This is a genomic window from Pseudomonas sputi (assembly GCF_021603585.1).
GTDB classification, from domain to species: domain Bacteria; phylum Pseudomonadota; class Gammaproteobacteria; order Pseudomonadales; family Pseudomonadaceae; genus Aquipseudomonas; species Aquipseudomonas sputi.
Window position 1 is genome coordinate 71,809 of sequence record NZ_BQHI01000025.1, and the last position, 12,058, is coordinate 83,866.

Sequence of the window (12,058 nt, forward strand, 5' to 3'; positions counted from 1 at the left end):
TCGCCTGTCAGATCTGACAGTAGACCGCTATTGTGATTTACGGGATCGTGGATCCAATCATCATGTTGCAGGACTGACAGGATGTCAGCCGAGGGAAGTCGCGACACCGAGCCAACAGGGAGCGTTATGAACACTTACGCATTACCGGGTAAACCGGCACGCGATACAGAGGGCATTTATCCTTTTGCCGGACTTCCCGTCCGCCTGGGATTTCCGTCGAAGCAGGATTTCGAGATTGTTCACGATCCCGAGGGCGTGGCCACCGCCGTCGTAGCGTGCCGAGCATTTCTGCGTATCACTCGAATATGCCGTTTTTCGGGCCAACTGCTGCCCTATCGCTGCCGGCAGACACGGCAACTGCTTGCCGGCATCCATCTGTACGACCCGCGTTTTTGTGGCGCATTCGAGCATTGCTGCGACCCGAACACCTTTCTCGACATGAGCGAGTTATGGGTATGGGCTCTGCGCGATATTGTGGAGGGTGAAAGACTGACCATCGATTACACCGCCACCGAAGACAAACTGCTGCGGCAGTTTGCCTGTGGTTGCGGGTCCTCGAACTGCCGTGGGTGGATCACCGGTTACGACGAAACACCCAATCTTGAAGGCCAGCGCTATTTGCTGAGCTGGCGACGTCGGCAAGGTTTACGCTGAACGACCGATCAAGGCGCGCCGACCGGACGCAAGCGGTACTGCGGCGGCAATTGCTCGAAACCGCTGATCGTGGTGTTCAGGCTCTTCCAGCGACCATCCTTGATGCCGTAGATGCAGCCGTGGATCGACAGGCTCTGCCCGCGATGCCAGGCGTTCTGGATGATGCTGGTGTGGGCGACGTTGGCCACTTGCTGGATGACGTTGAGCTCACACAGACGGTCGACCTGTTCTTCTTCGGTCGGCAGCTTGGCCAGTTCTTCGCGTTTTTCGTAGTACAGGTCGCGGATCGAGCGCAGCCAGCCGTCGATCAGGCCGAACTGACGATCCTGCATCGACGCCCGCACGCCGCCGCAACCGTAGTGCCCGGTCACCAGAATATGTTTGACCTTGAGCACGTCCACCGCGTACTGGATCACCGACAGGCAGTTGAGGTCGGTGTGCAGCACCACGTTGGCGACGTTGCGGTGAACGAACAGATCGCCCGGCAGCATGCCGACGATTTCATTGGCCGGCACCCGTGCGTCGGAGCAGCCGATCCACAGATATTCAGGTGTCTGCTGGCGGGCCAGCTTGGCGAAGAAATCCGGGTCTTCCTTGGTGATCGCGTCAGCCCAACGCTCGTTGTTATCAATCAGGTCTTGTAAGTCATGCATGCGGTAAGGCCTCAAGAAAGATGCGCTGGTATGACAGTCGACCGCCTGTCGGGGTCACGCGGGGATCATGGGTGATTTGCTTTGAATTCTCGTGCGCCCGGTGAGTCCACCTCAGTAAGGCCCACAGTATGAGGATTTGCCATGACTGATTCACGACGTCCGTACGATGCGGTGCAACCGGAGCCCATCGATGATAACGAAGACCGCATGGGTTCGGTGCATGAGCTGGACTTCGACGACGAAGAGCCCAGTGCGAAGATCGGCGATGAGATCCCGGAGCAGGAACGCGAACAATTGATGCCCAACGAGCGCGTGCGTGAGGCTGGCATGACAGGGGCTTCGGTCAGTGATCATGAACCGACTGACGACGACATGAGCCCGGAAACCCTGATCCATGAAGATGGCGCTCGGGATGCCGAAGAGGCTGGCGAAGACAATCCGGCGGATTGGGATCTGAGCTTGGTCGATGAAGATGACATCGGCGGCGGCAATGGCCTGGATGAGGCTGAACTGGCGCGGCGTGATCCGCTGGATGGCAGCCGCTGATTGGTATTGCCTGACAGGACGCCATCGCGGGCAAGCCCGCTCCCACAGGGATCAGGGTCGTACTCAAATTATGTATACGACACTAACCTGTAGGAGCGGGCTTGCCCGCGAGGCTTTAACGTTTTAATCGACGAGGGTGCAGGCCATGACCACGGCATCTTCGCGCCCGCCGACCGCCGGGTAGTAATCCCGGCGTCGGCCGATCTCGTTGAAGCCATAGCGCTCATACAGGCGAAAGGCCGACGTGTTGCTGTCGCGCACTTCCAGGAAACATTCCCGGGCATCGGCGGCGCAGGCGCGGGACATCAGGTGTTCGAGCAAGGTCAGCCCCAGCCCGCGCCCCTGGTTTTCCGGCTTGATCGTGATATTGAGCAGGTGCGCTTCATCAAGAATGATCTGCACCACCCCGTGTCCCACCTGCTGCTCTCCTTCGAACATCAACCAGATCTGATACTTGCCCAAGCCGTCGAGAAAAATCCCGCGGGTCCACGGATGACTGTACGCGGCATATTCAATCTTCAGCACAGCGTCCAGATCCGCCTCGGTCATCGGGCGAAACGATACAGCGTCACTCATTCGATTCTTTCCAGCGCGCCATCAGCCGACGCATGGCTTGCCACACGGCGGCCTTGCGCTGTGGCTCTTCCATCAACAATTCCAGCCCGGGCACGGCCCACGCCAGGCCAAGCCCCTCGATTTGCAATTCACGGTTGAACGCCTCGGCCTCCGCTTCGCCGGCAAAACGCACCGCCGGCAGGCCGATCAGCCACAGACAGGCGCACGGCGCCGCCTCCATCTGCACCGACAGGAAACCCTGGACGAAGTCCCGGGCCGCCTCCGGGCCCTGATCCATCGTGCCGCGGTTCAGCCATGGCCAGCGCACCGGCTCACCGACAATCTGTGGCGCGTCCGGCAGACCGGCGGCACGCAGCATGTCCTTGAGCAGCAGATAAGCCGGATCGCGGGACTGGAAGGCTTCCCCTGTGGGTAACTCAACCAGCAGCAGGCAACGGCCGGCGCGCAGCAATTGCAGGGCAAATCGCGGCGGCGGCACGGGTGCCGGTCTGGCGACGATCGGCGTTTCGTCGACTTCTTCCACCGGTTTGGCGGCTGTGCGGGTACTGGCCAGCGAAGGTCGCGGCACCTCGATCTTCGGCCGTTCGACCGGGCGCGCAGCCGGTTGCACCGGAGTTTCGGCCTGGGGCGCGGGCATCACCGGCGCGGCAATCTCGGGCTCGGGCATGTCCAGCAGCTCGGGCCGCGACGGTGCGGCAAAGGGCAATTCGGTGCGCGGCAGCCAGTTGACCACCTGCATGGCGTTCAAATAGGCGCGGCGGCGGGACTCGATTAGCAAGGGTCGGCCACTTGTGGATAACTGAAGTGCGCTGATTCTACCGCCCTTCGCTCAAGATCGCCCGCTGTTGATCGATAGTCTTGACCGATAGCTTGACGCAAAGAAAAGCGACAGCCCGTCCCGAGAGTGAATCGCATCCTTCGTGATGCAGTACAATCGCGGCTTTTAATCGCCAACCAGCCGGCCATTCCGATGATCGAACCCAAGCGCGTCTTGCGCGCCCTCGCTGAACACTGGGCACTTCTGGAGCCACTGTGCGAGCACTTCGACCAAGGCACCCTGAGCCTCAACGAACTGCGCACGCAACTGGCCGCCCAACAACTGGACAGCACGCCGCAGGACATCACCAGCCTGCTCGACGTGTGGATCCGCCTCGACATTCTGGTTCCCGTGGCGAAAAGCCCGAACCGTTTCGAACTCAATGCGCAGATCCACGACTTCCTCGCCTATCTGCGCCGCGAGCACCGTCTGGGCCTGTGCCTGGAAATCGAAGCCTATCTGCGTCACCTCGAGCGTCTGGCCGGTTATATCCAGGATGCGTTCGACGTCCGTGACGGCAATGACCTGGCCCGTCAGCTGCGCCTGCTCGACATGCGCGTGCGCGATGTTCTGAAGAAACTCGACAACGACGAACAGGCGCTGGTGGCCGTGGCCGAGCGGGCCAAGACCAGTGATCGGCAGATTCCGCTGCGTCAGCGTTACGCCGAAGTGCTGGCGACGTGGGACGAATACGTCGAGCCGATGATCGATCTGGTGAACGCCGACGGCGCCTTCGAGCAAGGCGTGCGCAAGGTCGAAACCGTGTTGCTGAAAATGCTCAGCGAACAGCAGCGCCTCGGCCATCTGGTCGATGACGACATGCTGCTGCGCACCCACGCACGCATCCTCGAAATGCAGACCAGCGCCCAGTTGACCCTGCGTCACGCCCGCGAGCTGCTGTTGCCGCTGCGTGAAGAAGCCCGCCGGCACAACGCCGTGACCCGTGGTGCTGCGCTGGCGCTGGCCGCCATTCGCCGCAAAGGCATCGACGCCGTGCCGCAAGCCGCGATGCCGCTGTTCACCCGGCCGCAAAGCACCTTTCTGGGCAGCGCCAGTCAGGTTGAAGCCTACGTCTATGCCCTGGCCCGTTTCGAGCCGAAACCGGCGCGTTTCCCCAAGGCGCACAAGTCGCAGAAGACCGGCGATGCCCCGCGCGCACCGCGCACCGTGCGCGAGATGGTCGACCGCTGCGAAGAGTCCCTGCCGATGCCGGATCTGATGACCTGGCTGCTGGAGCAGGAACCGGACGGCGCGACCGACGAATTGCTGTACTGGTTCTCGCGCCTGTCGCGGGAAAAACGCTTCAAGCGCGAGCGTCTGGAACGCCGCGAATACCACACTCACGAGCACCAGGTCAGCCTGCGCTCCTTCGCCCTGCTCTCGGCCGGCGACACCGCCGCCGAGGATTCTGCGAGCATCCCCAATGCATCTTGATCTATCCGAACTGTCGCAACTCGCGCCGATCTTCCGCGAGCTGTTCAAGGGTTACCACGTCAGCCGCCGCGACCCGGAGCTGTACGCGCAACTGTCGAACTTCCAGGACCAGTACCGCACGCTGTTCAAGGCACTGGGCTTCGAACTGGTCTGCGACACCCGTGGTTTCTATTACTTCGTGCCGGACATGGCTGCAGCGGCGGTGAACAAGACCGCTCAACGTCTGGCGCTGTTCACTTTCATCCTGGTCGAGCATCTGGCCGATCAGGGCCGCGACCCGATCGCCGTACTCGACGGCGGCAGCCTCGGTCGCGAAGAACTGCCCTCGCTGCTGGAAAAATACCGCGACCTGTTCATCCAGGCCGAAGTACAGACCGTCGAAGAACTCGAAGAAAAAATCATGCGCCGCATGACCCAGCTCGGTTTCGCCAGCGAGGAAAACGGTGTGTACCGTTTCTTGCCGCCGATGCACCGCTTCCTCGATGTCTGCCTGTCGGTTCAGCAGGACCGCGATCTGGCGGCCAGCGTGCACAGCGTTCTGCCGTTGCCGGCACCGGTGCTGATCGACGAAGCCGCCGAGGCCAGATTCCTCGCCACCGACGACCCGCTCGATCTCAGCGAATTTGAGGAAGAAAGCGAAGAAGACGCACTGGCCCGCGCCATTGCCGAAGAACAGGAGTCCGACGCATGAGCCAGGAACGCTACGGCATCCGCCGCTTTGCCCTTTTGAACACCGCCGGTTACAGCCTCGGCCTGTTCCCGCTGGAAGAACCGCTGTCGGTCTACGGCGCGAACAACCTCGGCAAATCCGCCTCGATCAACGCCTTGCAGTTCCCGATTCTGGCGCGCATGTCCGACATGAGTTTCGGCAAGTACAGCCTGGAACAGTCCCGGCGCTTCTACTTTGCCTCCGACACCAGCTACATCCTGGTCGAAGTGAACCTGCCCCACGGCCCGCACGTGATCGGCGTGGTCGGTCGCGGCCCGGGCGGCGGTTTCGGTCACCAGTTCTTCGCCTACGCCGGCAAGCTCGATCTGGCGCACTACCAGAAGAACGACACTTGCCTGCGGCAGAAAGAGTTGTTCAGCAACCTTGAGAAAGAAGGCCTGAAAGCCTACGAACTCAAGCCCGATGAACTGCGCCGCTTGCTGGTGGGCGGTCATACGTCGATTCCGCTGGATCTGACCCTGATTCCGCTGCGCTCGACCAGCGAGCAGAGCCTGAAGACTTTCCGCGCGCTGTTCATCAACCTGCTGCACATGCGCGAAATCACCGCGGCCAAGCTCAAGCAACTGTTCCTCGATGCGTTCGAACACAGTCTGCGTTCCGGCAGCGTCGATTACATCGCGGCGTGCGAAGAAGCCTTCCGCGACGTGCGTCGCATGGAACAGGACTACAACTCGTTGGTGGCTGCCGGCCCGTTGGTCGAAGCCTTGGCCAACGGCGTCAAACAGCGCGATGTGCTGCGCGGCAAACTGCATCGCCTGTCGCCGCTGCTCGACTCGTTGCTCGGCACCTGGTCGGACTACGCCACGGCGCGCAAGGAAGAGCTGACGATTCAGGCCGAGCACTACCGTCGCGAGCAGGACGATCTGCAAAACGATCAGCGTGGCGGCACTCAGGAGTTGATGCGCCTGGAGCGGGAAATCTCCGGCATCCAGCGCTGGCTCGGCGAGTTGTCGGTACTGAAGAACCGCTTTGCATTGGTCGATGACGTCAAAGTGCTGGAACAGCAACTGCTGGCGGCCAAGGACGCTCACGACGAACTGGCCGGTGCGCTGGCGCAGTCCCGTCAATTCAGTGCCGAGGATCTCGAAGAACGTCTTCGCGATCTGGAAAAACGCCTGAAGTCGGTGAAGCAGCAACTCGATCACGCCGACAACAACAGCTATGCACGCCTGCGCGAAGAGTTCTCGCAACAGGATGTCGAGCGCCTGATGCGTCTGTTCAACAGCGCGCTGTTCAGCCTGCCGCTGGGCGAACACGGCATCACCCTGGACGAGAACGGCGAGTGGGTGAAGTCCGTGGAGCTGATTCTCGACGGCTTCAAGGGCGAGCGTTTCGAAGTGCCGGGCCTGTCGATCGACATCTCGCATATCGAACCTCCGGCTCTGCAAGCGCTGGCCGACCGTGCCGCGCTGCGCGATCAGAAAGAACGTCTGGAAAAAGAGCTCAAGCAACTCAAGACCCAACAAGCCGTGGCCGCTGACCGCGCCGCGAGCAAGACCCAGACCGAAGCGCTGTACCAGCAGGTGCTGGATGCGCAGAAAGCGCTGGAAGACTTCCGTCGTACCCAGACCCTGAGCGCCGAAGAAGGCGACAAGCTCGAGCAACTGGCGCAGATGGAAGCTGCGCAGGACGAACTCAAGCGTTCCAGCGATGCGTTCACCGAGCGCGTCCAGCAACTGTCGGCCAAGCTGCAACTGGTCGGCCGGCAGATCGCCGACATGGAAGCCAAGCAACGCACCCTCGACGACGCCCTGCGCCGCCGTCAGCTGCTGCCGGCGGACCTGCCGTTCGGCACGCCGTTCATGGATCCGGTCGACGATTCGATGGACAACCTGCTGCCGCTGCTCAATGACTATCAGGACAGCTGGCAAGGCCTGTTGCGCGCCGATGGCCAGATCGAAGCGCTGTACGCGCAGGTGCGCCTCAAAGGCGTGGCCAAGTTCGACAGTGAAGACGACATGGAGCGCCGTCTGTCGTTGCTGATCAACGCTTACGCGCACCGCACCGACGAAGCCCTGACCCTCGGCAAGGCCCGCCGCGCAGCCGTGACCGATATCGCCCGGACCCTGCGCAACATTCGCAGCGACTACGACAGCCTCGAGCACCAACTGGCGTTGTTCAACCGCGAGATCAACAAGCGTCAGGTGTCCAACCTGCAGAGCTTCCGCATTGTGCTGGCGCCGAACAAGGAAGCGCTCAAGCACATCGACCAGATCATCCACAGCGCCGGTCAGTACGAAGAAGGCGAAACACTGTCGGTGTTCGACCTGAGCCAAAGTGCGGAACAGGACAACAAGAACGAAGAGGCCAAGGAGTACCTGGCGCGGCTGGTGGCGGCGAACCACAACCAGCTCGGCCTCAAGGACTTGTTCGAACTGGCGTTCGAGATCACCAAGGTCAACGGCCAGCCGGTGATCCACACCGACATCGATGGCGCGGCGTCCAACGGCACCACGATGACCATCAAGGCGCTGACCAACATGTACTTGTTGCTGCACTTGATGGACCGCGACCTGGCCGGTCGCGTGCGTCTGCCGTACTACCTCGACGAGGCAGCAGACATCGACGAGAAGAACCAGGCCGCTCTGCTGGAAACCAGCCTGCAACTGGGCTTCGTGCCGATTCTGGCGAGTGTGAAGCCGCAGGTCTGCGCCAGTGTCGCCATCGACCTGGAAGGCGGCAGCGGCCCGGCCGGCATCTACATCGACGAGGCGGACTGGAAGTACATCCGTCGCCACGATGGGGTGAAAGCCACCGTCAATGTCCAGGCCGACGAGCCGGAGCTGGATGCGGTTTGATGCGTCACTGACGGGCACAAAAAAAGGGCCGCGATCCATTGGATCGCGGCCCTTTTCATTGGGCGGGATTATTTGCCGAGGGGGATTTTCGGCGCCCAGGTCAGCCACTCGTCTTCGAATTTGTCGAACAGCGGGAAGGTTTGTTCGGCGCGGGCCGGATTGCCCATCTTCTCGCCATCCGGCGTGGCGAAGGCGATACCGCCCTGGATCACTGTTTCAAGCGACTCCGTGCGCACCGTTACGCCCTTGAACAGACCGATGTCGAAACCGACACCGCTGGTGTTCCAGAAGCGGCTGCCGCTGCGCACCAGTGGCGCGTACTTCGGTTCGATCAGGATATGTACCAGTACGCGATCCGCGGTCTGGCCCAGTTCATAACCGGTGACTTTGCCCACGGCAATTTCGCGGTAGGTCACTGGCACGCCCGGCTTTAGCGAGCCTCGGCGGGCAGCGCTCAATACAAGTCTCAAGCCTGCCTCTTGCTTGGTGACTTCCGGCGCATTGGCCAGGGCCACGAAGTTCTTCTGCGGGCCAAGGTTCTTGGCGGCCGGTTGCACTTCGATGTACTGGCCGGTGACCAGCGTCTCCAGGTTCGAGGTCTTGATCAGCCCCAATTCCGGTTTGACCACCCAGAACTGGCTGCCGACCCGGGCGATCTTCTCCGGCACTTCAGTGATGCGCGCGGTGAGGATGACCGATTGCAGATCATCGGTCAGGTCGACACTTTCGATCTTGCCGACATCCAGGCCTTTGAAGCGAATCGGGGTGCCGCTGCGCAGACCGTCAGCGCGATCCACCTTGATAGTGACGACGGCGCCTTTCTGATTCGCTTCATCATGATTGGCGAACAGACGGAAGCGCGGGATGCGTTTTTGCAGCGGAGCCTTGGCTTGCGGCGTTTCGAAGGCAATGCCGCCGGCCATCAGCGTCTGCAGCGATTCACTCTTGACCTGAATCCCGCCGGTCAAACCGCCGGTCAACGTGACACCGCTGACATTCCAGAACCGGGTCGAGGCGTTGACCAGGTTTTCGTATTCTTTCTCGATGTGGACGCCGATCACCAGTTGCTTACGAGTCTTGGAGAACTGATAACTCTGCACCGAGCCGACCTTGACCTGCTTGTAGAGGATCGGGCTGCCGACATCGATCGAGCCGAGAGTGTCGGTAAACAGCACCAGATGCAGACCGGGAGCGCGCAGATCCAGTGGCGGCGCTTTTGGCCGGGCCTCGAACTCACGCTGCGGAGCGCCGCCCTTGTCGCCCGGGCGTACGGCGATGTAGTTACCTTTCACCAGCGCTTCCAGACCGGTGATGCCGGCCAGGGAAATCGATGGTTTAACTACCCAGAATTGCGTGCCGGTCACCAGGTAATCTTCGGCCAGCGGGTCGAGGGTCAGTTCGGCGGTGGCGCTGGACAGATCCGGATCGATCTTCAGCGCTTTGAGGTTACCGACCTGAATGCCCTTGTACATCACCGGGGTGCGCCCGGCTTGCAGGCCCTCGAAGTCACTGAGTTTGACCTTCACGCGTATGCCCGCGGCGGCTGCATCGAAGTCTTCGTAGAGACGGAACGGCAGGCTTGGATCGGTGGGCGGGCTGTCCTTGCGGTTCTCCGGGGTGGCGAAGGCGATACCACCGGCGACGATGCTGGCAAGGGATTCGCTGCGTACTTTCACGCCGGACAGGTTGGCGTCAATGCTGATGCCGCTGGCGTTCCAGAAACGGGTGTGTTTGCGCACAAGCTTGGCGTAGGTTGGTTCGATGAACACCTTGAGTTCAACGGTGCTCTGGTCTTCCGACAGCACGTAACTTTTGATCTGGCCGACTTTGATCTGCTTGTAGAAAACCGGGCTGCCGCGATTCAGCGAACCGAGGCGATCGGCCTTGATCGTCAAGTGCAGACCGGGTTTGGAGTCCGACAGCGGCGGTTCTTCGGCCAAGGCCTTGAACTTGCGGGTCGGCTCGCCTTCACCGGGGCTGATAGCGACGTAGTTCCCCGATACCAGGGTTTCCAGGCCGGTGATCCCGGCCAGCGTCACGCTCGGCTTGACCAGCCAGAAACGGGTGCTGGTCTTCAGGTACTGATCGACCTCCTTGTTCATCTCGATGGTCGCGATGACACCTTTGGAGTTGCCTTCATCATCGAGCTTGAGTGCTTTCACCTTGCCGACCGGCATGCCCTTGTAGACCACCTCGGTCTTGTTGGCCTGAATGCCTTCACCGCTTTCAAACCGCACCTGAATCTCGATGCCGGTTTCGGTATAGGCACGCCAGCCGAGCCAGCTGCCGATAATCAAGGCGATCAGGGGCAGTACCCAGATGGCAGACCAGTTCGAAGCCGGTCGGGTTTTCGCTACAGGCAAATCAGTCATGGTCGGCGTCCGACTCCGTGTTATCCCATATCAGTCGGGGATCGAAAGTGACAGCGGCGAGCATCGTCAGAATCACCACACTGGCGAAGGCGATGGCGCCAAGATTGGCTTCGACACTGGCTAGCCGGCCGAAGTTGACGACCGCCACCAGAATGGCGATCACGAAAATGTCGAGCATCGACCAACGGCCGATGAATTCGATGAAGCGGTACATCCAGATCCGCTGACGTGCGGACAAGGGCTGGCGGCGCTGCACCGAAAACAACAGCAGCGCGATGCCCACCAGCTTGAAGGTCGGCACCAGGATGCTGGCGATGAACACCACGGCGGCGATTGGAATCATGCCGTGCTGCACCAATTGGATGACACCGGACATGATCGTGCTCGGGTCACCCTGTCCCAGCGAGCTGACTGTCATGATCGGCAATACGTTGGCTGGTATGTAGATAATCGCGGCTGTAATCAGCAGCGCCCAGGTTCGCGCGAGACTATTGGGCCGCCGGGCGTGAACCAGTGCACCGCATCGAGTGCAGGTCTGCACATCGCTGTCGGTATCCTGCCTGTTCAGTTCGTGGCATTCGGTACAGATCAAAATGCCTGCATCAATCGCCCGCATGGGCATCTTCTCCTGATAACGCCTGCCAGATCTGATGCGGGGACATCACCACCTCGAGCCAGACCTGAACCAATAACAAGCCGATAAAACATGCCAGACCGAGGCCGACGGTGATGGCCGCCATATCCGCCAGTTTGACAATCGCGACCAGGACGCCCATGAGGTAGACCTCAAGCATGCCCCAATCCTTGAGGTGGTGATAAATGCGGTAGAGCAACAGGCCGTAGCTACGACCGATGTTGAAACGGATGGTCAACAATACGATCAACTGACACAGCAGTTTCAGCAGGGGAATCGCCATGCTGCAAAGGAATACGACGACCGAAACACCGCGCATATCGGTATTGAACAGACCGATCACACCGCTCCAGACAGTGTCTTGCGACGATTGCCCGAGAACATTGAGCTGCATGATGGGTAAAAAGTTCGCTGGCACGTAGAGCAACAAGGCGGCAATGACCAGGGCGAGACTGCGCTGCACCACATTATGGCGATGGGCATACAGTTCGTAACCGCAACGTGGGCAGAGGGCTTTTTCGCCGTGAGCAAGCTTGGGCTTGCGCATCAGCAGATCGCACTCATGGCAGGCCACCAAGTCATCCAGCGGTAAATCTGACAGCCCGGGGGCGCCAACCGAATCTGACATAAGGGCTCTGGCTCCGAAAAAGTTGGGATCTATTCTAGTGTTCTGATTCGAAAATAACTGTGCAAATTTGTTCGCTGACGCGAGCAAAAACTTTCCCGCGGACAAAACAAAACCCCAACTGCTTTCGCAATTGGGGTTTCGGAATTTAATCTTGACGATGACCTACTCTCACATGGGGAAACCCCACACTACCATCGGCGATGCATCGTTTCACTT

The 12,058-nt window shown here is 60.5% G+C and carries 11 protein-coding genes; 5 read left to right on the forward strand and 6 right to left on the reverse strand.

The genetic code is table 11. The annotated features are described in order from the left end of the window. The first annotated feature begins 126 nt into the window (after positions 1 to 126). The gene (locus tag L6D81_RS24355) at positions 127 to 654 is read left to right on the forward strand and encodes an SET domain-containing protein-lysine N-methyltransferase (RefSeq protein WP_236182256.1); all 528 of its coding nucleotides are present in this window, start codon (positions 127 to 129) and stop codon (positions 652 to 654) included. Positions 655 to 662: 8 nt separating this feature from the next. Here the strand turns inward: L6D81_RS24355 and can are convergent, their stop codons facing one another. Beyond that, positions 663 to 1,307 carry a carbonate dehydratase gene (gene can, locus L6D81_RS24360; protein ID WP_007951756.1) on the reverse strand — a complete coding sequence of 215 codons (645 nt, stop codon included), beginning with the start codon at positions 1,305 to 1,307 and terminating at the stop codon, positions 663 to 665. Between the two features lie 141 nt (positions 1,308 to 1,448). On the opposite strand from can, the gene L6D81_RS24365 reads away from it, so the two are divergent. Continuing rightward, positions 1,449 to 1,853, forward strand: a complete 405-nt coding sequence (locus tag L6D81_RS24365) for a serine kinase/phosphatase (RefSeq protein WP_236182257.1) — start codon at positions 1,449 to 1,451, stop codon at positions 1,851 to 1,853. Between the two features lie 123 nt (positions 1,854 to 1,976). Here the strand turns inward: L6D81_RS24365 and rimI are convergent, their stop codons facing one another. Then, positions 1,977 to 2,429, reverse strand: a complete 453-nt coding sequence (gene rimI, locus L6D81_RS24370; RefSeq protein ID WP_236182258.1) for a ribosomal protein S18-alanine N-acetyltransferase — start codon at positions 2,427 to 2,429, stop codon at positions 1,977 to 1,979. Further along, positions 2,422 to 3,168 carry an energy transducer TonB gene (locus tag L6D81_RS24375; protein ID WP_236182264.1) on the reverse strand — a complete coding sequence of 249 codons (747 nt, stop codon included), beginning with the start codon at positions 3,166 to 3,168 and terminating at the stop codon, positions 2,422 to 2,424. Before L6D81_RS24375 ends, rimI begins: the two co-directional genes overlap by 8 nt. A 231-nt stretch (positions 3,169 to 3,399) precedes the next feature. Between L6D81_RS24375 and mksB the strand changes: the two genes are divergently transcribed. Genes mksB through mksF form a run of 3 tightly spaced genes read left to right on the forward strand, consistent with a single transcriptional unit; the run spans position 3,400 to position 8,208 of the window. Continuing rightward, entirely contained in the window at positions 3,400 to 4,680 is a 1,281-nt protein-coding gene (mksB, locus tag L6D81_RS24380) for an Mks condensin complex protein MksB (protein WP_162803847.1), read from the forward strand. Next, positions 4,670 to 5,371: an Mks condensin complex protein MksE gene (gene mksE, locus L6D81_RS24385; RefSeq protein ID WP_236182259.1), complete on the forward strand. Its 702-nt coding sequence runs from the start codon at positions 4,670 to 4,672 to the stop codon at positions 5,369 to 5,371. Before mksB ends, mksE begins: the two co-directional genes overlap by 11 nt. Continuing rightward, positions 5,368 to 8,208: an Mks condensin complex protein MksF gene (gene mksF, locus L6D81_RS24390; RefSeq protein ID WP_236182260.1), complete on the forward strand. Its 2,841-nt coding sequence runs from the start codon at positions 5,368 to 5,370 to the stop codon at positions 8,206 to 8,208. Before mksE ends, mksF begins: the two co-directional genes overlap by 4 nt. A gap of 68 nt (positions 8,209 to 8,276) precedes the next feature. On the opposite strand, the gene L6D81_RS24395 is transcribed toward mksF, so the two are convergent. The 3 genes from L6D81_RS24395 to L6D81_RS24405 are packed head-to-tail and all read right to left on the reverse strand — an operon-like array spanning position 8,277 to position 11,842. Further along, positions 8,277 to 10,580 (reverse strand): PqiB family protein, encoded by a 2,304-nt coding sequence (locus L6D81_RS24395; RefSeq protein WP_236182261.1) that lies wholly within the window; start codon positions 10,578 to 10,580, stop codon positions 8,277 to 8,279. Further along, entirely contained in the window at positions 10,573 to 11,196 is a 624-nt protein-coding gene (locus L6D81_RS24400; RefSeq protein ID WP_007951771.1) for a paraquat-inducible protein A, read from the reverse strand. The genes L6D81_RS24395 and L6D81_RS24400 overlap by 8 nt, the downstream gene beginning before the upstream one ends. Further along, the gene (locus tag L6D81_RS24405; RefSeq protein WP_236182262.1) at positions 11,183 to 11,842 is read right to left on the reverse strand and encodes a paraquat-inducible protein A; all 660 of its coding nucleotides are present in this window, start codon (positions 11,840 to 11,842) and stop codon (positions 11,183 to 11,185) included. Before L6D81_RS24405 ends, L6D81_RS24400 begins: the two co-directional genes overlap by 14 nt. Between the last annotated feature and the right edge of the window lie 216 nt (positions 11,843 to 12,058).

Excerpts from the sequence above, each read along its gene's own strand:
- L6D81_RS24355 (WP_236182256.1), top strand. The coding sequence starts at position 127 with ATGAACACTTACGCATTACCGGGTAAACCGGCACGCGATACAGAGGGC.
- can (WP_007951756.1), bottom strand. The coding sequence starts at position 1,307 with ATGCATGACTTACAAGACCTGATTGATAACAACGAGCGTTGGGCTGAC.
- L6D81_RS24375 (WP_236182264.1), bottom strand. The coding sequence starts at position 3,168 with ATGCAGGTGGTCAACTGGCTGCCGCGCACCGAATTGCCCTTTGCCGCA.
- L6D81_RS24400 (WP_007951771.1), bottom strand. The coding sequence starts at position 11,196 with ATGCGGGCGATTGATGCAGGCATTTTGATCTGTACCGAATGCCACGAA.
- L6D81_RS24405 (WP_236182262.1), bottom strand. The coding sequence starts at position 11,842 with ATGTCAGATTCGGTTGGCGCCCCCGGGCTGTCAGATTTACCGCTGGAT.
- rimI (WP_236182258.1), bottom strand. The coding sequence starts at position 2,429 with ATGAGTGACGCTGTATCGTTTCGCCCGATGACCGAGGCGGATCTGGAC.
- mksF (WP_236182260.1), top strand. The coding sequence starts at position 5,368 with ATGAGCCAGGAACGCTACGGCATCCGCCGCTTTGCCCTTTTGAACACC.
- mksE (WP_236182259.1), top strand. The coding sequence starts at position 4,670 with ATGCATCTTGATCTATCCGAACTGTCGCAACTCGCGCCGATCTTCCGC.
- L6D81_RS24395 (WP_236182261.1), bottom strand. The coding sequence starts at position 10,580 with ATGACTGATTTGCCTGTAGCGAAAACCCGACCGGCTTCGAACTGGTCT.
- L6D81_RS24365 (WP_236182257.1), top strand. The coding sequence starts at position 1,449 with ATGACTGATTCACGACGTCCGTACGATGCGGTGCAACCGGAGCCCATC.
- mksB (WP_162803847.1), top strand. The coding sequence starts at position 3,400 with ATGATCGAACCCAAGCGCGTCTTGCGCGCCCTCGCTGAACACTGGGCA.